The organism is Pseudoduganella plicata (assembly GCF_004421005.1).
Classification (GTDB): Bacteria; Pseudomonadota; Gammaproteobacteria; order Burkholderiales; family Burkholderiaceae_D; genus Rugamonas; species Rugamonas plicata.
The window spans coordinates 275,592-296,212 of record NZ_CP038026.1; the positions used below are offsets into that span (position 1 = coordinate 275,592).

Below are 20,621 nucleotides of genomic sequence, written 5' to 3' on the forward strand. Positions count from 1 at the left end.
TGCCGTCACACGGCCATGCGCAACCCGCTGCAGACCATGTTGCGCAGTATGTCCCGGGGCACGGCGGGGCTGAAATAATAGCCCTGCATCTGGTCGCAGTCATGGTCGCGCAGGAACGACAGCTGTTCGCGCGTTTCGACGCCTTCGGCGATCACTTCCAGCTTCAGGTTATGGCCCAGCGCGATGATGGCGCGGGTGATGACGGCGTTGCCCTCGCCGGCGATATCGCCCAGGAAGGAGCGGTCGATCTTGATCACGTCCACGGGGAACTTCTGCAGGTAGGACAGGCTTGAATAGCCCGTCCCGAAGTCGTCGATCGACAGGCGCACGCCCAGATGTTTCAGCTGCGCCAGCGCTTCGAGCGCATCGGCGGGATTGTCCATCAGCTGGCTTTCCGTGACCTCCAGTTCCAGCGTGCTCGGATGGATGTGGAAGTGCTGCAACGTGGCGGCCAGGTGTTCGACGAACTGGCGCTGGCGTAGCTGGCGCGGCGACAGGTTGACGGAAATGACGAAGTCGGCGATGCCCAGTGCTGCCAGTACCTGCAGCGTCGTGCATGCCTGCATGATGACCCAGTCGCCCAGCGGCACGATCAGTCCCGTTTCCTCGGCGATGGGGATGAACCTGTCGGGGCCGATCAGTCCTTCGTCCGGATGGTTCCAGCGCACCAGTGCCTCGGCCCCCACGACGTGGCCCGTGCGCAAGTCCACCTTGGGCTGGTAGCCCAGTGCCAGTTCGCCGTTGCGGATGGCATTGCGCAGTCCCGCTTCCAGCAGCAGGTGCTGGCGCACGACCTCGTTCAGACCGATCGAATAGAACTGCACATTGTTCTTGCCCAGGGTCTTGGCATGGTACATCGCCGAGTCCGCCGCGCGCATGACGCGGTCGACGGTGTCGCCGTCGCGCGGGAACAGCGCCACGCCGAAGCTGGCGCCGGCGATGACTTCCTTGCCGCGCACGACGATCGGCCGGTCGAGGTTGCGGCGCAGCCGCTCCAGCAGTTCGGCGACCACCGTTTCGCCCGCCTGTTCCGTAATCAGCAGTACGAACTCGTCGCCGCCCATCCGGGCCACGGTATCGTGTTCGCGCACGCCCGCGTGCAGCCGGTTGGCGATCTCGCGCAGCACGCAGTCGCCCACGTCGTGGCCGAAGGTGTCGTTGATGTGCTTGAAATTGTCCAGGTCGACAAACGCCAGCGCGCCCGGCATGCCTTGCTGCGCGGACTCGACGGCGATCTTCAGCCGTTCCTGCAGCAGAGTCCGGTTTGCCAGTCCCGTCAGCGCGTCGTGGTGGGCCAGGTGGTGCAGCCGGCGCTCGTACTGGCGCGCCTGCGTCACGTCGTTCAGGACGGCGACGAAGTGGGTCACCTTGCCGTCGATGTTCACCACAGGATCGATCCGCAGGTCGTTCCAGAAGACTTCGCCGTTCCTGCGCGTGTTGCGCAGCACCGCATGTACGCTCTGCTTGGCCCGCAGCGCCATGCGGATGCGCTGGTGCTCGTGCATGTCGCAGCCCTCGATCCGCATGAAACGGGGATCGCGGCCCTTGATCTCGGCCAGCGAATAGCCCGTCATCTGTTCGAAGGCGGGGTTGACGTATTCGATCAGGTTCTCGCCATGCGAACAGCACGTGATCAGGATGGCGTTGACACTGGAATACATGGCCCGCTCGCTGACGCGCAGGCCCTGCTCGGTTTTCTTTCGCTCGGAAATATCCAGGCCGGTGCCGAACACGACGGGAAGGTTGCCCAGCGTGGTACGGGCGCAGTTGAACAGAAACGACGTGCGCTTGCCGTGCCTGCCTACAAGGTCCGCTTCGTGCGAGGAGCTGCCGTGTTCGAACGCCGCCAGGATCTTGTCGATGACGGGCTGGCGCTCGACGTCGTCGAAGAATTCGCTCACGTTCATCGTCGGCAGTTCCTCGCCGGTGCGCTCCAGCACGTTCTCGACCTGGCGGTTCCACAGCAGCAGGTGCCCGCTCCGGTCGACCACATAGAACAGGCAGGGCAGCGTTTCGATCAGTTCGGCAACGGGAAAGTCCTGCAGCAGCGCATAACGGGGCGGCCCTTGCCCGGGCAGGGGCAGCAGGATAACGCTGTAATTGCCGGGCGCCGTATCGAACGAGTGAGGCGCGAACGTCAGGCGCACGGACATCCGGTGCCCCCCGGCGCACAGCAACTGGCCGGTCATATCCACTTCCGCCAGCGCGGGCGCCAGCGGAGCGCCGTCGTCGAGGGCCAGCACGGCGTCCAGCTTGCGCCCGCGCATGTCATCAGGACCGTAGCCGGCCAGGTTCTCGAACGCCCGGTTCCAGCTGAGGACGGCGCCGTCCGCATCGACGACAAAGACGGCAAGGGGCAGTGGTGCAAGATTCATCCCGGCCTCCATCGCGCGGTGCCGGCGGGCCCCGATGGTCCACCCGGCTGGCGTGTTTCATCATAGTCCCATTTGCTGCCAGCCGGCGCGCACGCCGCACGGTCATTGCCCGGGGCAGCGCCACTGAAGCCTGCTCGGGATGCGCGAGCCGATAGCCCGCCTCGGCGGGACGCTCGTGGCGTTCACCGTTCCGCTGCAGTCGATGCGGCGCCACCGCATCCACCGTCACAGGGTGGAGTGCTCATCCTCCCCGGCGCAAACACGGTTGCGGCCCGTGCGCTTGGCGGTGTACAGGTGCTTGTCGGCCCGGTCGACCAGGTCGGCCACGCTATGGACGCGGTTGCCGTCCGGCGCCAGTGTGGCCACGCCGAAGCTGGCCGTAACGGTCTGCGTGGGCGAATGCTGGTGCGGGATGTGCAGCGCCTGGACGCCGGCGCGTACGCGTTCGGCCACGGCAGCGGCGCCGGCCTGGTCGGTATTGGGCATGATGATGGCGAATTCCTCGCCGCCGTAGCGGGCCGCCAGGTCGCCCGCGCGGGCGACCTGTGCCGCCAGCACCTGCGCTGTCCTTTGCAGGCATTCGTCGCCCGCCACGTGGCCGTACGTGTCGTTGAACTGCTTGAAGTAATCCAGGTCCATCAGCAGCAGCGAGATGGGCATGCCGTCGCGGTTGGCGCGCCGCAGTTCCTGTTCCAGCATTTCGTCGAAGCAGCGCCGGTTGGCCAGCTGCGTCAGCTTGTCCGTGTGGGCGATCCGGAGCAGCCCGACATTGTGCCGTTCCAGTTCTTCCGAGTAGCTGCGCAGTTGCCTGTCGAGACTGTCGCGGATAGCCATCTGGCGCACCAGCCTGACGCCAAACGTCATGAACATGATGCTGATCAGCACTGCTGCCGCGCCGATCAGCATGCTGGATCGCTGCCAGGTATGCAGGATGTCGTACTTGGTGCGCCCGACGGCGACGAGGAACGGCACTTCGGTGAGCCGGCGGAAGCTGTACAGCCGCTCCAGCCCGTCCACTTTCGCCATCAGAAACGCCGAGCCGACATTGCGCTTGCGCAGCTCCCCGTAAATATTGCCTTCTGACAGGTCAGTGCCGATCAGCTTGTCATCGAACGGGCGCCGGTAGACGACCGTGCCGTCCGCCAGCATCAGCACCACCGTGCCGTTTTCGCCGATATTGAGTTCGTCGTAGATGCGCTCGAAGAAATTGACCTGCAACGTGACGACCGCGACGCCCAGGAATGTGCCATCGCGGCCGTACACGCCATGCGAGATGGGAATGATCCACACGCCCGTCGAGCGGCTCTTGACGGGCTTGCCGATGTGGACCTCCGGGCCGGGATGCTTGCGGTGGTACTGGAAATACTCGCGGTCGGCATTATTGCCGCTGACCGCGCTGCGCAGCGACGTCGCCAGCCAGGCACCGTCCGGACCATACACGAACAGCCCGTGCAGCTCGGGGAAGGTGTCGGCCAGCTCCGCCAGGTGGCTGGCCAGGCGCCGGCGCGCCGCCGGGTCGTTGCCGTCGTGTTCGACGCGTTCGGCGATATCGGCCAGCGCCATGCTGGCCGTCTTCAAGGCCGACTCCACCTGCACCCCGACCATTCGCGCCACGTTCGAACTGGCCACTTCGGCTTGGTGGATCTGGTTCTCTCGGGTATTCCAGATGAACCACGCGGAGCAGCCGGCCAGCACCGTACAGGACAGTACCGTGGCCAGGATGACGAGGCGGATGACGGGTCGCGTACCGGGCCGCTTTCCGGGTGCAAGCAAGGTTCCGGATGCGGTCGGGCGGAGCGATTTGAGCGGCAAGTGAGGCGTCCTGTTGGGGGTTGCTACTTTGTCTTTGACAAGATTGTGCCACCAAGCAGGAACCGCCGTCGAAGTTTACCGCGCCGGCGCCCCGCGGTTGTCTCGCTGCACGGCGCCAAGCACGACAATCGGGCTGGGGCGCCAGTTGCCCGGCGCGCCCTCGGCACAGGCCCGATTGCGCAAGGGAAAGCCTTCAAATAGCTGCTCCAGCATGGCCCGGTCCTCTTCCGTGGCAGCGTCGCCGACCAGCTCGCACCAGCCGCGGAAGGCGCCCCGTGCCATGGTCCAGCAGGCGTCCGGATCGATGCCTTCCTCCGCGCGGGCCTGTGCCGCAATGGCCGAGATCGTGCGCAGCGCGCTGGCCGTGATGTCGTCATAACTGAACTGAGTGAACTGCGCTGCCATGCTGTCTCCTTGATGGGTTATGTTGCCGCTGCCAGTGCCTGACGCAGCTGGTCGATGCTGTACGGCTTGCGCAGCGCCGTGGTGGGAAACGGCAGTTGCGGCGCCTCGGCGCCCGTGACGAACACGATACGCAGCGTCGGGTGATGCATGCGCGCGTGCTGCGCCAGCGCGACGCCGGACATGCCGGGCAGGTGCACGTCCGTGAGCAGGATATCGAACGCGCCCAGGCGTTCCAGCGCGCCTTCGGCCGAGCCCGTGCCGGACGCCGCATAGCCGATCAGGTCCAGCATCTGGCACAGCAGGTCCTGCGCATCCGGATTGTCCTCGACGACCAGTACCCGTTGCGCAACGGCATCCGATCGCGCCGGTTGTTCCCGTGTGTGGCTGTCGAGAATAGCGCGGATGCGCTGCGCCAGCTCGTCGCGGCGGTACGGTTTGCTCAGCAGCTCGACACCGGCATCCAGCCTGCCGCCGTGGACAATGGCGTTCTGCGTGTAGCCGGAAGTGAACAGCACGCCAAGCCCCGGCATCCGTTCCTTTGCCCTGCGCACCAGTTCGGGGCTGCCGAGGGCGCCCGGCATGACGACGTCCGTGAACAGCAGGTCCGGACGGGCGCCTGCCTCCAGCATTTGCCAGGCGCCGGCGGCGTCGCCGGCCTGCAGCACCGTGTAGCCCAGCGTCGTCAGCTGATCGGCGACGGCCGCGCGCACGGCCGCGTCGTCCTCGACCACGAGGATCGTTTCCGTTCCGCCCGCGATCGGCCCGCGCGCGCGCTGATCGGGCGCCTCGACAAGCTGCTGCGTGCGCGGCAGGTAGAGCTTCACGGTCGTGCCGTGGCCCACTTCGCTGTACAGCTCCACGTGGCCGCCGCTTTGCTTGATGAAGCCGTACACCATCGACAGTCCCAGGCCCGTACCCTGGCCCTCCGGCTTGGTGGTAAAGAACGGCTCGAACGCGCGCGCCCGGGTTTCGGCGCTCATGCCGCTGCCCGTGTCGGAAACGGCCAGCAGCACGTAGTCCCCGCTGCCCACCTCCGCATGGGTGTGGGCGTAGCGGGCGTCGAGCCGGACGTTTTCCAGTTCGATCGTCAGGCTGCCGGCGCCCGCCATCGCGTCGCGCGCGTTGATCGCCAGGTTGAGGACGACGTTCTCCAGCTGCGCACGGTCGAGCTGGGAGGCCCACAGATCCGGCGCGATGCAGATTTCCACGGTGATCGCTTCGCCGATGGCGCGACGCAGGATTTCTTCCATCCCTTGCACCACGGCGCCGGGATCGAGCGCGCTCGGCTGCAACGGCTGCCGCCGCGCGAAGGCCAGCAGGTGGCCGGACAGGCGGGCACCCCGGTCCACGGCCGCGATGGCGCTGGCGATGCGTTGCCGCGCCGACGCGTTTCCGCTGTGCTCGCCCGACAACAACTCCAGGTTGCTGCCCACGACCTGCAGGATATTGTTGAAGTCGTGGGCGATGCCGCCCGTCAGCTTGCCGATCGCTTCCATCTTCTGTGCCTGCAGCAGCGCGGCCTGTGCCGCTTCGAGCTCGCGCGTGCGCGCTTCGATGGCGTCCTCCAGTTCCTTCTGGTATTGCTGGCGCGTGGCCTCCGCCGTCACCTGCGCCGTCACGTCGTCCGCCTGCAGGAAGATGCGGCTGCCGCCGCCCCCCCCTGGCACGGGTTGCAGCACGAGGTTCAGGAACACCGGCGCGTGGGGCTGGTCTGGCAGTGTGACGGGCACCGCCCTGGCGACAACTTCCGTGGTAGTGGCAGCGGCCTGATCGTACAGCGCCCGCAGCGGCTGGCCGCTCAGCCACGGCAGCGCCATATCGAGGGTGACGCCCGGTGCCGGGCGCACGCCGAACAGCTGGCCAAACGATGCGTTGGCCATTTCAAACGCGTGTTCCGTCCCGGCCGTGACGGCCATGACGCCCGGCGCATGTTCGAACAGGGCGCTGAGCTGGCGCAACTGGTTCTGTGCCAGCGCGACGGCGGCCCGGTTGCGCTCGCGCTCGGCCAGCAGCGCGCGCTGGTCGTCCGATGCCGGCCGCAGCGACAGCAGCACGCCCACCATTGCGTCGCCGTCGCGGATGGCGACGACGGTCACCTCGGTCGCCTCGACGTTGCCGAGGATGCGCAGGCTGACGATGGCGCGGGTCCCCGTCTCGGACATTTTGCCCAATGCCGCATCGAATTCACTGTTCCAGAACGGCAACTCGTGCGCGTAGCTGCCGGTGGCCTCGGCCGGCGCCACCCCCAGCAGTTCGGTCGCGCGGCGGTTCCAGTAGACGACCTGCGTGTTGGCATCGAGCCCGATCACCGCCTCGTGCGACTGCTCCCAGAAATTGCGCAGATAGCTTTCGGCAATGACCATGCGCCGCAGCGCGGTGCTGTCGACAGCGCGGGTGGCCAGTTGCGTGTTGACCTTGTCGAGCGTCGTGCGCAGGCGCCGCTGGGTGGCCGTGGCCTGCAGAGCCTGGGCCAGGTAGCGTGGCAACAACGGATCGCGCGGGTCGAGCACGACGGCATCACCCACCATCGGGCTGCGCCGCAGCTCGACGCGCAGGCCCTCGGGGTCGCTGGCCAGGAACACAATGCGTCCTGTCGGCCATTGCCGGCGCAGCTGGCGGGCCAGCACGGTTGGCCTGGCCACGGAGGGCGCGATGACGCAAACCCCCGGCACGTTGCCGCCGGGAGGCCAGTCGGCCGGCAGTGCCTGCGTCGCGTTGCAGTACCTGATGGCGGCCCCGGGCGGATGTCCCAGCAACGCCGTCTCGTCCGGGTGCGTACCCAGCAGCAGTAACACCGTGGGCGGGGACATGCCCGTCCGGGACATGCCCGTCCGGGACATGCCGGTCTGGGACATACCCGACGGGGAGGTGCCCGTCCGGGACATACCCGTCTGGGGCGCGCCCGTCATAACAGGGGCATTCCAAGAAGGGCGCGGCCCGTCCAGACCCGCAGCATGTCGGTCGTGGGGGACATCACATGACTGGCCCGGGCGTCGCGCAGCAACTGGGCCACGCGGCTGTTCTCGCGGTAGGCGCTGCCGCCGCAGATCGTCATGGCGTCGTTGGCCAGCGTAATGGCCGTCTCTCCCGCATCGGCCTTGCAGGCCAGGATGAAAGGAAGCGCTTCCGGGTGGCCCACGTCGCCACGTTGCGCCGCTTCCTCCACCAGTGCGCGGGTTTTCTGCAGCGCCACCCACATGGCGGCGTAGCGGGTCTGCATCGTTTCGATTTCCGCCAGCGTGCCGCCGGTATGGCTATGGCGGCGGTTGCGCAGGTGCTCACCGGCCAGGTCGACGGCGGTCTGGGCAATACCGAGGTAGGTGCCCGCCATCGCCATCAGGAAGTAGGGCGCCACCACCTCGAACACGTACCAGACCTGGTCGCCTTCCGTGCCCAGCAGGTTTTCCGCGGGGACGGCGGCATCCTGCAGCGCCAGCGTGCGCGACGAGTTGCCGCGCATGCCGAAGCCGTCCCAAGGCTGCTGCCACGCCATTCCCGGCGTGTCCGCATCGACGATGACGCAGCTGAAGTCGCCTTCGGCCATGCCATCGCTGGCCACCGTCGAGACGACGTAGGAATCGGCCCGGCCGCCGTTGGTGACGAATTGCTTGGTCCCGTTCAGCAGATAGCGCCCGTTGTCCCGCGTCATCGTCGTTTCCGGCAGGTAGAAATGGGCGCCGGTACCGCTTTCGGACAGCGCCAGGGTCGTGATGTGGCGTCCCGCGGCGATCTCGCGCAGATAGCGGTTGCGCTGGCTGTCCGTCGCCTTTGCCGCAATCACGGCGGTGCCGACGCAGTGCATACCGAAGCACAGCGCCGATGACGGGCACGCCTGGCCGATGATGGAGGTCAGGTGCAGCAGCGCGTGCAGGCCGAGCCCGTGTCCGCCCAGGGTGCCGGGCACCTGCAGGCCGAGCAGGCCCGCATCGGCAAAGGCGCGCATCGAATGCTCCGGCCAGCGGCATTCCCGGTCCACCAGCTCGGCATTCGGCAGTACGGAGTCGTCGACGATCTGCCGGGCAAGTTCGGCCAGCTGGTCGAGTTTGGGCGAGTAGAGTGTGTGCACGGTTGCTTAGCGGAATAAAAGTACAAGTATAAGTGATCGCGGCTACCGGATGATGTATTTATGGCAATCGTGCTAGGGTGCGTCGGCTGGGCGGTTCCGTAGCCGCAGCCACGCGCAGCCGTCGCGCACCGTCCACGCGGCGGCGGCAATGCCCAGCGCGCTGAGCAGCCAGCCGGCCCAGCCATACCGGGCAGGGGCGAGCTCCGTCGGCAGCGCATGCCAGTCGCCCGCCTGCTGGCCCAGCAGCACGATCAGTGCGCCCAGGTTGATGAACAGGAAGACATGCAGAATGCGTTCCGGGGTTGGCAGCGTACGCGTATCGCCTTCGATCTTGGTGTCGTACGCCGAAATCAGGACTTCGGCCGCCAGCAGCGCCGTGGGCAGCCAGGCAAAAGCCCCATGCCACGTCCACCATGCCAGCCCGAGAAAAAGGAAGGCAAACATTGCTTCGCGCACGGCGTGCAACAGCTCCTCGCGGGCGGCGCTGGACCGGTACGGCAGGCGCGCCAACAATTCGTGGTTGAGCAGCACGTCGACGCCAGCCAGCAGGCCGTGCAGAATCAGCACGGCTGTGAAAGGATTGCTGTCGAAGGGCGGCATGGGACCATTATGGGTGTCCACCGCATGCGGCCGGCACACGTTTCCTGATACTAATGTGTGCTGCCCGACGAGGGAATCCGCCAATAATTGTGGCGGGAGGCAAGAATGCAGACGAGGAACCGACGCGAGGGATCATACTGCGGCCGCACATCTGCAGCCGACGGCGCCGTGCGGCGCAAGCACGTGCGCAGCCGCACTTGCGGCGGCCATCCGCCGGCCAGCGCGAGCGCCAGCCTGGAGGTGCTTTGCCGGCTGATCCGGCGCGTGCCGCAGTAACCCGCCGCCGGTGTCATGCCGGCGGCAAACTGCCCTGCCGCGCGCGACGGCACACGGGGCCGCAACACCAGACCGGAACGCGTGCGGTAACCGGGGCGGCGGGAGCGCGGGCGCTTTGCGCTCCGTACGGCCGCGCGTGATCGAAAAGCGGGCGGCGCATGGAAACGTCATTGCGACGCCTGTCGCCCAGCCGCAACACGGCGACCAGCACGCACGGCGGCACGCCGCGCGCATGCATGAAGCGGGCAGCCCGCTGCGGCCCGTACGCGGGAATCATGGCGGTGCCGATATGGACGACTCTTGCCAGCCGGATATCGGCACGGACGCCGCGGCTGGCCGGTTTCAGTGTATCGGGATCGGATGGCATACGCTAGCCTGTGCCTGATGGTCGCGTCAGCATACGGCGCATTGATGACGGCTTGCTGACATCGGCTTGCGCCCGTTGTCGCCAGGCTGCGGCAGCGACGCCACGGATGAGCAGCCAGAGGCGGAACGCGCTTTCGCCAGTAAACGTCGGCACCAGAATCGCGTCGGCACCAGAATCGCGTCGGCACCAGAATCGGCAACGCCAGGTGCCGGCTCGCGGGACGCAGCAGCACGTACCACGCCTTCGTCAACCCCGCGGCGCAGCGGAGCGGCAGATATTGCCCGGCGACGCCTGCGCGCCACAGAAATCGCGTTGTGAGGATGTTGTGCGCCGTTGCCACGCTGTCGCCCGGTAGGATCAGGGCATTGCGGATACCGGCCTCATAGGCCCATGGCAATGATAATGGAGCACAGGACGCTTGCCCAGCGGCCCATGCCTCGATGGCGATGGCGCCCGATGCGCGGACGGTTCGGATCGGAGCTGGGATGGATGGCCCCCTGGAAAATGGTGTCCGGCGGTCCGGCGGCCGGGGCGCGTTGTAGATCAAATATCCACCGATGTGAGTGAACGTCCATATGTTGTTGCTGCGCCAGGGTCGGGCCGTTTTCGATCAGGTTGTTCTGTTCAGGACAACGGTGCTGAAGTGCAAGAAAGTTTCGTCCTATAATTCTGCTTGTCCGGGGCGCCGTAAGCGGCGCCAACCCAGCAACCGCGCGCAGGCTCGCCTTATTGCCGCTGCGCCAGCACAGTTCATGGCCCACTATGAGTTCTACTTTATCGACCAGCCGCGCCGAGCGCGCGCCCACCCGCCGCATGCCGACCGGCGTGCCGGGGCTCGACGAAATCCTGTGCGGCGGCCTGACGGCCGAGCGCGTATATCTGATTGAAGGCTCGCCCGGCACCGGGAAGACAACGCTGGGCCTGCAGTTTTTGCTCGACGGGATAGCGCGCGGCGATTCGGGCATGTACATCACCCTGTCCGAGACAGCGGACGAACTCGACGCCGTCGCGCATAGCCACGGCTGGTCGATCGACGGCATCCACGTGTTCGAACTGGCCAACGACGGCGCCCTGGACCCTGCGGTCATGCAGTCCGTGCTGCATTCGGCCGAGGTGGAACTGGGCGAGACGACGCGGGGCGTGATGGAACAGGTCAGCGCCGTCAAGCCGGCCCGGGTGGTGTTCGACAGCCTGTCGGAACTGCGCCTGCTGGCGCAGAATCCGCTGCGCTACCGCCACCAGATCCTGGCGCTGAAGCAGTTCTTCGCGGCCCGCGCCTGCACCGTCCTGCTGCTGGACGACAAGAGCAGCCAGTCCGACCAGCACCTGCACAGTATTGCCCATGGTGTCATCAGCCTGGAACAGATTGCCCAGGAGTTCGGCCGCGAGCGCCGGCGCGTGAACGTCATCAAGATGCGCGGCATCGCGTTCCGGGGCGGCTTCCATGATTACGTGCTCAACACCGGCGGCATCACGATGTTCCCCCGCCTGATCGCGGCCGAGCACGTGGAACATTTCACGCCGGTGGTGCGCTCGACGGGCTCCGCAGGCCTGGACCACCTGCTGGGCGGCGGACTGGTTGCCGGCACCAATACGCTGGTTGTCGGCCCCGCCGGCGTCGGCAAGACCACCGTCACCGTGCGCTGCATGCTGGCGGCACTGGAGCGGGGCGAGAAGGCGGCGGTTTACCTGTTCGACGAAGGACTGGGAACGTTCTATGCCCGCGCCCGCGCGCTGGGGATGGACCTGCGCAGCTATGTCGCCAGCGGCGCGCTGACGGTGCGGCACGTCGACCCGGCCGAGATGGCGCCTGGCCAGTTCGCCAGCGCCCTGCAGGACGCGGTCGAGAAGGACGACATCAGGTTCGTCGTCATCGACAGCCTGAACTCTTATCTGCAGGCAATGCCGGGCGAACAATACCTGGTGCTGCAGATGCGCGAGCTGCTCAGCTACCTGAACCTGAAAGGCGTGACGACCGCGCTGATTCTGGGCGAACACGGCATGGTGGGCGAGATCCGCCGCGACGTCGATCTCAGCTATCTGAGCGATGCCACGATCCTGCTGCGCTTTTTCGAGGCGGGCAGCGAACTGCGGCGCGCCATCACCGTCGCCAAGAGCCGGACCGAAAACCACGCGATGACGATCCATGAGATGCGGCTGCACGCCGGCGGTGTCGACGTCGGCGCGCCATTGCTGGGCTTCGAGGGCATTCTGACGGGCGTGGCGTCGTATCGCGGCAATACTACGCTGATGGATATGGGTGGCGATGGCAAGCGCTAGCCTTACGGAACGACGCATCCTCGTCCTGGCCCCGCTGGGCCGGGATGCCGAGGTCATCGCCAACGTGGTCGTCCGCAAGCGTATTGCCTGCGAGACGGTGGCCGATTTCGCCGCGCTGACGGACCGTATCGCTGCCGGTGCCGCCGCCGCCATCGTCACGGAGGAAGCGCTGCTGCGCGCCGATACCGGCCCGCTGCTGGACTGGCTGGGGCGGCAGGAGCCGTGGTCGGATTTCCCGTTCGTCGTGCTGCTGTCGCGGCGGCTGGCCCCGGGCGAAGCCACCGGCGGTCCGCTGTCGGCGCTGGGGAACGTGGTGCTGCTGGAGCGTCCGCTCAGCGCGGAAACGCTGGGCAGCGCGGCCGACTCGGCGTTGCGGGCGCGCCTGCGTCAGTACCAGGCGCGCGAAGTGCTGGCGGACCGTCAGGCTGTCTCGGCCGAACTGGCCGCGCTGAACGCGACACTGGAGGCGCGGGTGGCCGAACGGACGCTGGCGCTGGCGCAGGCGAACGACCGGCTGACGGCGGAGGTCATCGAGCGCGAGCGCGCACAGCAGGCCATGGTGCAGTACCAGAAAATGGAGTCGCTGGGCCGGCTGACGGGCGGCGTGGCGCATGACTTCAACAACCTGCTTAATGTTGTGCAGGGAACCATGGAGCTGATCCTGATGATGACGCAGGACGAATCCATCCGCGCCCGCGCACGCACGGCCAAGGCTGCCTGCGAGCGGGGCGCGCGCCTGACGGCGCAGCTGCTGGCCTTCGCACGCAACCAGACGCTGGACCTGACGCCGTTGCGCGTCGACGGCCTGTTCGAGGCCGTGCTGGGCATGGCCCGCCCGCTGCTCGGCAGGGCAATCGCGTTGCAGGTCTTCGTGGCGCCCGACGTCGCCTGCGTCGTGGCCGACACGAGCCAGATGGAAATGGCGCTGCTGAACCTGGCGATCAACGCCCGCGACGCGATGCCGGATGGCGGCACCATCACGTTCCGCGCCACCCGCGAGGCGCCGCCGGCGGGCCTGCTGCCGGCGGGGGAATACGTACGCATTGCCGTGATCGACAACGGTTCGGGCATGAGCCCGGACGTGGCGGCCAGGGTGTTCGAGCCGTTCTTCACCACGAAGGGGGTCGGCAAGGGCACCGGGCTGGGGCTGAGCCAGGTCTACGGCATGGCGCACCAGTCGGGCGGCATGGCGCAGGTGACGAGCCAGCCAGGGCAGGGCACGACGATCGAGATCTGGCTGCCCGCCGCGGCGCAGGACCCCGCAGGGGACGACACGGCGGCGCTGGCCGGCAGCGACCTGACAGGCGCCAGGGTGCTGCTGGTGGAGGACGACGACTTCGTGCGTGCCTGCATGGCGGACGCGCTGATGACGCTGGGCTGCGACGTGGCACAGGCCACCAGCGGCAGCGAAGGGCTGGCCGCCATCGAACGGTCCCGCCCGGACGTGCTGCTGACGGATTACCTGATGCCGGGCATGACGGGCGCCGAGCTGGCCCACACGGCCCGCGAGCGCTACCCGGACCTGCCCGTCGTCGTGGCGACGGGTTATGCCGACATGAGTGCCATCCAGGCCGCCGTCGGCGACGGCATGGTGTTGCGCAAGCCTTTCCAGCTGGCCGAGCTGGCCGCTGTCGTCAGGCGATCGCTGCAGCGACAGGGTGCGGATAGCGGGGGCGGTTGAAGGCCGGTGTTTCAGTTCCTTCGGGTATTCATCGGATAGGCAGAAACCTTCCCGGACGCCGTGGACCTTGTTGGATATACAATCGATCCTCAACCGTGAAACCAGACCCTGTCCCGTGGCCAAAGCAAAGAAAAAATCATTACCGAAAAACTTCGAGGAATTGCTGGATGCCGGCGACGTCGAGGCACTCAAGGCGGTTTTCGAGAGTTGCGATGTCAACGCTCGTGGCGGCTATTCGAAGCAGACCGCGTTGGCGTTCAATGAATTGCCTGACGAGCTAGTGCGCTGGCTGGTTGGGCAGGGCGCCGATATCTCGGCACTCGACAGTTATGGGCTGACGCCGTTGCATGCGCGCGCCAGTCACTGGCAGGGCAGCACCGGGATCCTGCTGGAGCTGGGAGCCGACGTGCACGCAACGGACAAGCGGGGCAATACCGCGCTGCACAAGGCGGCCGCCGTGGGGAACCTGCAAACCGCGCGAATCCTGCTGCAGCACGGTGCGCGGGTCGATGCCGTCAACGACGATCGGCTGACGCCGATGGCGTTTGCGCTGCAGCAGTGCGGCAACGTGGATATCGAGAAAACGGCAGCCATGGCGCGGTTGCTGCTGGAAGCTCATTCGAGCGCGGGACAGCGCGATCCGATCACGGATGTGATGCGGGAGTTGGTCCAGCGTATCGGAACCGAGTTCGAATTCCATCGCAGCAATTTCAATCCCGATTCGGTCGCCGCGACCAGCGCTGCGCTGAACCAGCTTTATACCTTGTTCGGCGTGGCGCCGGTGCCGCACCGCGTCGAGCACGACGGTAAGTCGCCCATCATCGCCACGGCACCCACCTGGCAAGGCAGGCACCAGCAATTATGGGAGTTGCTGGTACCGTCTGGCGGAGCCGCTGGCACCCTGCAGGGCGAAGTGATTCGTCTGTCCGGGCGTATCTTCAATGAACTCGACGGCAATGGCGGCATCAACTGGGACGCGCAGTTCAGGCAGATGGCGACGGCGCTGTTGACGTATCTCGGCTCCGGCGAGCCGTTGCCCGCCGCGTCATTGGATGAAGCGGCCGGCATCGTCGACGCGGTGAAGAAAAGATCCGGCGACACCGAACGCTTGTGCGAACTGGCGGAGCAATGGGTGGCACTCAACCCCACGCCGACTTCACTTGCCGCGCCGGCATACACGCGCTGACCTGCGAACAAGCCTGAGTACAGGACTCCCAGGTGTTGCCGGTGCCGCTCGAGACGGGTGGGCGATGTGTCCCGGCCATACACTCGTTGGGGCTGGTCCGCCGCGCGGGGATCACTGCGCCCAGTAATCGACCACCACCGCCTTTGCCAGGCAGGCTCCCAGCGTGTGCACGAATGCCTGATGCACCGGATGGTTCAGGTAAGTATCCCGATCCGGCGCGCTGGCGAACGTCAGCGTGAAGCAGTGGGTGAAGCCGTCGTTGAGATTCTCGGGGCTGACATTGGTGCCCCATTCATAGGCAACGACGCCGGGAATGGCGTCCTTCAGCTTGCCGAAATCGGTGACGATCTTGTCGACGGCGTCGGCGGGGGCGTCATCGCGGAACGAGAACAGGACAACGTGGCGCAGGGTGGTCTGGTTGGCCATGGTGTTTGATAGATGGTTATGGGACCATTATCTTAGCGCACGTCAGGGAGCCGCGCCGGAAGGGCGTTCGTGCTGGTGCCTCGAGCCGGAATCGAACCGGCACGACCTTGCGGTCAACGGATTTTAAGTCCGGTGTGTCTACCAATTTCACCATCGAGGCACAGCCCGACATTATGACATGTTCGGCGCCGTTGTTCCAGAGCGCGACGCCGGCTGTCCCGATCTCCCGACGGCACCCGTCCAGGCACCGCCCCCCCGCATTGGCCCCACAGCCCCGATTGGTGTAGCATGCTGGACGGCACGCCTCTGGCGTGCCGCTTGCTTTATCGAGGGAGTCCAAACAATGCAAATCAAGATCAACGACGTGTTGCGCGCGTACATCGAGCCGCTGACCGAAGCGGAACACGCGGCGCTGGAGCGCAGCCTGCTGGCCGAAGGCTGCCGCGACGCACTCGTACTGTGGGACGACATCCTCGTCGACGGCCATAACCGCTATGCCATCTGCCAGCAGCACGGCATCCCGTTCAAGGTCATCCAGAACACCACGTTCAAGAGCATGGAAGACGTCATGCTGTGGATGATCGACAATCACCTGGGCCGACGCAGCGTGGGCGACTTCCAGCGCGGCGTGCTGGCGCTGCGCAAGAAGGACATCCTGGCCCAGCGCGCCGAGGCGGAAGCGGCGCGGCTGAAGGCGGAGGATGCGGCAATCGCACCGCCCGAGTCGGATGCCGAGCCGGTCGCTGCCAAGGTGCGCACCTCGCGCGAGGACATCGCCCGCGCCGCGCGCCTGTCCACCAATACCATCAGCCAGATCGAGAAGATCCAGAAGACGGCCACGCCCGAGCTGGTCGAGGCCGTGCGCGCCGGTACGATATCCATCAACGCCGCCGCCACCGTCGCGACCCTGGCGCCAGAGGACCAGGTGCAAGCCGTCGCCGGTGGCAAGAAATTCCTGCAGCAGGCTGCCAAGGAGATCCGCGAGCAGCGCGCCGCTTCGCGCCCACCGAAGCCTGCCAGGCCGGCGCCGTGGGAGGACGGGGGAGAGCCGCCATCGCTGCCGTCCGAGCCGCTGACGGAAGTGGAGCACCTGCGCGCCGAGGTAGCGCAGCTGAAGGAGCGCAATGCCGCATTGCGTGCCGAGAACGCCGAGCTGCGCGAGCGCATCTCCCAGCTGGTCGATGCATCCTGAACTGACGTAACATCGCGCCGCCCGACGGCGGCGCCAACGCAAGGAGCCTGTATGCCGAGAATGTCCCCCGCGCTGGCGCTGTGCGCCGTCCTGTCCGTTGCCGTGCCCGCGGTTGCTCCCGTCCATGCCGCCGATGTGGCGGTTACGCCGCTGCCGGCCGCCGAGGTGCAGCGCCTGCAGGCAGCCGCGAAGCGCGTGACCATCCTGCGCGACAAATGGGGCATCCCGCACGTCTACGGCAAGACGGATGCCGATGCCGTGTTCGGCATGCTGTATGCCCAGGCGGAGGACGACTTCAACCGCGTCGAGCGCAATTTCATCACGGCGCTGGGTCGCACTGCCGAGGTGGACGGCGAAAAGGCGCTGTACGAGGACCTGCGCATGAAGCTGTTCATCCGCCCGGATGAGCTGCAGGCCCAGTACAAGGCCAGTCCCGCATGGCTGAAGAAGCTGATGGTGGCGTGGGCCGACGGCCTGAACTGGTATCTGCACACGCACCCGGACGTCAAGCCGGCGCTGCTGACGCATTTCGAGCCGTGGATGGCGCTCAGCTTCTCCGAAGGCAGTATCGGCGGCGATATCGAGGAGATCGACGTGAAGCAGCTGCAGCGCTTCTACGAGAACCTGCCCCAGATGGCCGACGAGGGTGAACGCCGGCGTGTCGCCGCGATGCGCGAGCCGGGTGGTTCGAACGGCTTTGCCATCGCCCCGAGCCTGTCGAGGAGCGGCCGGGCGCTGCTGATGATCAACCCGCACACGTCGTTCTACTTCCGTCCCGAGATCCACGTCAGCAGCGAGCAGGGGCTGAATGCCTACGGCGCCGTCACGTGGGGGCAGTTCTTCGTCTACCAGGGGTTCAACGACCGCCTGGGCTGGATGCACACGTCCGGCGGCGGCGACGTCATCGACGAATTCGTCGAGACGGTCACGGAACGGGACGGCAAATATTATTACCGCTACGGCGCCGAAGAGCGGCCCGTGCGCGCCGTCCGGATCCGGCTGCCGTATCGCACGGGCCTGGGCATGGCCGAGAAGACCGTGACGGCTTACTTCACCCATCACGGCCCCGTGGTGCGCCGCGAAGGCGGCAAGTGGGTGTCGGTGGCGCTGATGAACGACCCGCTGAAAGCCCTGCAGCAGTCGTTCCTGCGCACCAAGGCGCGCAACTACAAGGCGTTCTGGCAGGCGATGGAACTGCGCACGAATTCGTCGAACAACACCGTGTATGCGGATGCGGACGGCAACATCGCCTACTTCCACGGTAACTTCATCCCCGTGCGCGATCCGCGCTTCGACTACACGCAGCCGGTGGACGGCAGCGATCCGGCCACCGACTGGAAGGGGCTGCATGCGGTGAAGGAGACGATCCACCTGTTCAATCCGAAAAACGGCTGGATCCAGAATACGAACAACTGGCCGTTCTCGGCCGCGGGCGAGTCCAGTCCGCGCGCGCAGGACTATCCGGCCTATATGTCGATGAATCCGGAGAACGCGCGCGGCATCCATGCCGTGCGCGTGCTCAAGGACAAGAAGGACTTCACGCTCGACAGCCTGATCGCCAGCGCCTACGACAGCCAGCTGACGGCGTTCGAACCGCTGCTGCCGCTGCTGCTGCGCGCCTACGACGATGCGCCGGCAGGCGACGTGCGCAAGGCGCGCCTGACGGAACAGATCACCTTGCTGCGCGACTGGGACATGCGCTATGCGCTCAAGTCGGTGCCGACGTCGCTGGCGATTTACTGGCTGCAGCACCTGGTCAAGGTGCACGGCCCGGCCGCGCAGGAGCAGCACATCCCCGTACTCGACTACCTGGCCACGCAGGTGACGCCGCGCCAGCGGCTGGAAGCCCTCGTGCAGGCATCGAACCGGCTGGAAAACGACTTCGGCACGTGGAAGACGCCGTGGGGCGACATCAACCGTTTCCAACGGCTGACGGGCGACATCAAGCAGCCGTTCGACGACAGCAAGCCCAGCATCCCGGTGCCGTACGCGTCGGGCAACTGGGGCTCGCTGGCTGCGTTCGGCATGACGTCGCCGCAAACGACGCGGCGCATCTATGGCGAACGGGGCAACAGTTTCGTCGCCGCGGTCGAGTTCGGTCCGCGCATCCGCGCGAAAAGCATCCTGGCCGGCGGCCAGAGCGGCAATCCGGCCTCGCCGCACTTCATGGACCAGGCCGAGATGTACGCGCGCGGCGAGTTCAAGGACGTGCTGTTCTACAAGGATGACGTGCTGAAGAATCTCGAGCGGCAGTACCGTCCGGGAGAATAGGGCACCGCCGTTGCGGCCGCGCAAATCGGCTGGCAATTCGCTATCCGTCCAGGTGGCGCGGGCGCACAATGATTGCATGCGCATGCAATCGCAGCGTGCCGAGGGAGGGCGATGGCGGACGAAACGACTGGCAACGGTGCCGGCGGGCCGGATCAGGGTGATCGCGGTGCGTCATCCGGCCCTGCATCGGCGGACCGCGGTCCTGTCACGGACCCGTTCAGTTCCGAGCTGCACAAGCTCGAGGAATTCATTTTCGCGCGCGAGCTGTACGAGGTATTCCTGCTGCTCGACCATATTTCCGGCCGCTGGGACAAGGGCCTGCGCAGCAATGACCCGAAGTGCCCGTCGATTGTTGAAACGGTTTGCAAGATCGCCCTTGGCTCCGCGACGAATAGTGACGAGCGGCTCCAGCGCGCCGTCGATACCATGTACGCGAAGGACACGCTGAACGCCATTGCGAGGCCTGCCACGGGCTTGTCGGTGGCATTCACGGTGCTGGTAATTGGCGAGGACGATCGCCGCAAGCCCCCGGGGCGCATGCGGCGGCTGTGCCGCAAGTTGTTCCATCGCGCTGCGCCGTCCGCCCCGCCAGACACGCAATCGCGCCGAAGTACGGACGGCATGCTGTGGGACAAGCCGACCCGGGTCACGCTCGCGCGGTATGCCTATCCGGGCCTGATCGGCGTGGCGGTCGCGTTCAACCGCCGCATGGTGTGGCTGGTGGTGGTGCTGGTAGCGGCACTGATGCTGACCTGCATGCTGTCGTGGCACGTTTCCGCCGGCAATGTGATCCTGCAGCACCTGGACGACGTACGGGCCCGGGTGGTGGCCGTGCGCAAGGACATCAGTGCGGCCGAGCTCAAATATGCCGCCGACCAGCGCCTGCGCGGCACCGATGCCGAGGGCCGTGCGGCGCTGGCGCCGGCAGCGGAGGCGATCCGCTTTTGTTCGTTGCTGGATAAAGCGGGCAAGCCCTTCTACCGCACTACCGAGGAATACCAGCTGTGCGACCTTCAAGCGCAACTGCGCGACGAACGTCGCGCGGCATGGCGGAACCTGCGCCAATGGCTGGAACCATGGAAGGCGCTCTACGACAAGCCGGGCGAAATCGCCCAATGGTTCAGCCACCTCATGCCGGATTTCCTGCACGTGCCGTCCGCGGTTGCGCCGAGTCCGGCCGAAACGCGCGTGCAAACCGGGTCGCGGGGGGAAGACGTGCGCCGCCGCGGGTCCGAGGACAAGGCGCGGATTGTGGTGCTCGTGATCGGCACGTCCGTGCTGCCGCTGGCCTATGGGGTGCTGGGCGCCGGTGCGGCCGTCGTGCGGCGGCTATGGGAGCGGATGCGCGAGAGTCTCCTGTCGCCCCGCGATTCGACGCTCGCTTGGCTGCAGCTGGCGCTGGGCGGCACGATCGGCGCGTGCATCGCGCTGTTCATCAACCCGTCCGGCCCCGCGCCCGCCGAAGAGCACGGCCTGCTGGGCAGCTGGGCACTGAGCGGTTCGGCATTGTCGTTTATTGCCGGCTTCGGCGTGGAAGGGGTGTTCCGCGCGCTGGAGGCGTTCGTGCACCGGGTTTTCGGCATACACGAACAGCAGCCGAGACCCCCGGGGCAGGGTGGTACCGGGTGATGCCCGGGTGACGGCCGGGTTCACCAGGCGTTGGCAGAGAACCGGGGTCAGTCCC

Annotated in this window: 14 protein-coding genes and 1 tRNA gene; 6 read left to right on the forward strand and 9 right to left on the reverse strand. The window is 66.5% G+C overall.

What is annotated here, in order from left to right; all coding sequences use genetic code 11:
- Positions 1-5 precede the first annotated feature (5 nt).
- The 7 genes from E1742_RS01145 to E1742_RS01175 all read right to left on the reverse strand — a co-directional run bounded on the left by E1742_RS01145 (position 6) and on the right by E1742_RS01175 (position 9,901).
- The gene (locus E1742_RS01145) at positions 6-2,375 is read right to left on the reverse strand and encodes a bifunctional diguanylate cyclase/phosphodiesterase (protein WP_166793379.1); all 2,370 of its coding nucleotides are present in this window, start codon (positions 2,373-2,375) and stop codon (positions 6-8) included.
- Positions 2,376-2,600: 225 nt separating this feature from the next.
- The gene (locus E1742_RS01150) at positions 2,601-4,148 is read right to left on the reverse strand and encodes a GGDEF domain-containing protein (protein WP_134382972.1); all 1,548 of its coding nucleotides are present in this window, start codon (positions 4,146-4,148) and stop codon (positions 2,601-2,603) included.
- A gap of 114 nt (positions 4,149-4,262) precedes the next feature.
- Entirely contained in the window at positions 4,263-4,592 is a 330-nt protein-coding gene (locus E1742_RS01155; RefSeq protein ID WP_134382974.1) for a hypothetical protein, read from the reverse strand.
- A gap of 17 nt (positions 4,593-4,609) precedes the next feature.
- Positions 4,610-7,402, reverse strand: a complete 2,793-nt coding sequence (locus E1742_RS01160; RefSeq protein WP_166793380.1) for a response regulator — start codon at positions 7,400-7,402, stop codon at positions 4,610-4,612.
- A 95-nt stretch (positions 7,403-7,497) separates the two neighbouring features.
- Entirely contained in the window at positions 7,498-8,658 is a 1,161-nt protein-coding gene (locus E1742_RS01165) for an acyl-CoA dehydrogenase family protein (protein WP_134382978.1), read from the reverse strand.
- 72 nt (positions 8,659-8,730) lie between these two features.
- The gene (locus E1742_RS01170) at positions 8,731-9,258 is read right to left on the reverse strand and encodes a hypothetical protein (RefSeq protein WP_134382980.1); all 528 of its coding nucleotides are present in this window, start codon (positions 9,256-9,258) and stop codon (positions 8,731-8,733) included.
- A 289-nt stretch (positions 9,259-9,547) separates the two neighbouring features.
- Positions 9,548-9,901, reverse strand: a complete 354-nt coding sequence (locus E1742_RS01175) for a hypothetical protein (protein WP_134382982.1) — start codon at positions 9,899-9,901, stop codon at positions 9,548-9,550.
- Positions 9,902-10,663: 762 nt separating this feature from the next.
- Between E1742_RS01175 and E1742_RS01180 the strand changes: the two genes are divergently transcribed.
- The 3 genes from E1742_RS01180 (at position 10,664) to E1742_RS01190 (ending at position 15,048) form a co-directional block, all read left to right on the forward strand.
- Positions 10,664-12,181, forward strand: coding sequence for an ATPase domain-containing protein (locus tag E1742_RS01180; RefSeq protein WP_134382984.1), 1,518 nt, complete (start codon positions 10,664-10,666; stop codon positions 12,179-12,181).
- Positions 12,168-13,862, forward strand: coding sequence for a response regulator (locus tag E1742_RS01185; protein ID WP_134382986.1), 1,695 nt, complete (start codon positions 12,168-12,170; stop codon positions 13,860-13,862). Before E1742_RS01180 ends, E1742_RS01185 begins: the two co-directional genes overlap by 14 nt.
- A 115-nt stretch (positions 13,863-13,977) precedes the next feature.
- A complete protein-coding gene (locus E1742_RS01190; protein WP_134382988.1) occupies positions 13,978-15,048 on the forward strand; it encodes an ankyrin repeat domain-containing protein in 1,071 nt (356 codons plus the stop codon).
- Between the two features lie 111 nt (positions 15,049-15,159).
- On the opposite strand, the gene E1742_RS01195 is transcribed toward E1742_RS01190, so the two are convergent.
- Both E1742_RS01195 and E1742_RS01200 read right to left on the reverse strand, forming a co-directional pair.
- Positions 15,160-15,474, reverse strand: coding sequence for a Dabb family protein (locus tag E1742_RS01195; protein ID WP_134382990.1), 315 nt, complete (start codon positions 15,472-15,474; stop codon positions 15,160-15,162).
- Between the two features lie 73 nt (positions 15,475-15,547).
- A tRNA-Leu gene (locus tag E1742_RS01200) sits at positions 15,548-15,634 on the reverse strand.
- A gap of 183 nt (positions 15,635-15,817) precedes the next feature.
- Here E1742_RS01200 and E1742_RS01205 point away from each other — a divergent pair.
- From E1742_RS01205 to E1742_RS01215, 3 genes are all read left to right on the forward strand, one after another.
- On the forward strand, positions 15,818-16,666 hold the full coding sequence (locus tag E1742_RS01205; RefSeq protein ID WP_134382992.1) for a hypothetical protein: 849 nt from the start codon (positions 15,818-15,820) through the stop codon (positions 16,664-16,666).
- 51 nt (positions 16,667-16,717) lie between these two features.
- The gene (locus E1742_RS01210; RefSeq protein WP_134382994.1) at positions 16,718-18,937 is read left to right on the forward strand and encodes a penicillin acylase family protein; all 2,220 of its coding nucleotides are present in this window, start codon (positions 16,718-16,720) and stop codon (positions 18,935-18,937) included.
- Between the two features lie 111 nt (positions 18,938-19,048).
- The gene (locus tag E1742_RS01215; RefSeq protein WP_134382996.1) at positions 19,049-20,566 is read left to right on the forward strand and encodes a hypothetical protein; all 1,518 of its coding nucleotides are present in this window, start codon (positions 19,049-19,051) and stop codon (positions 20,564-20,566) included.
- Positions 20,567-20,621: the final 55 nt, after the last annotated feature.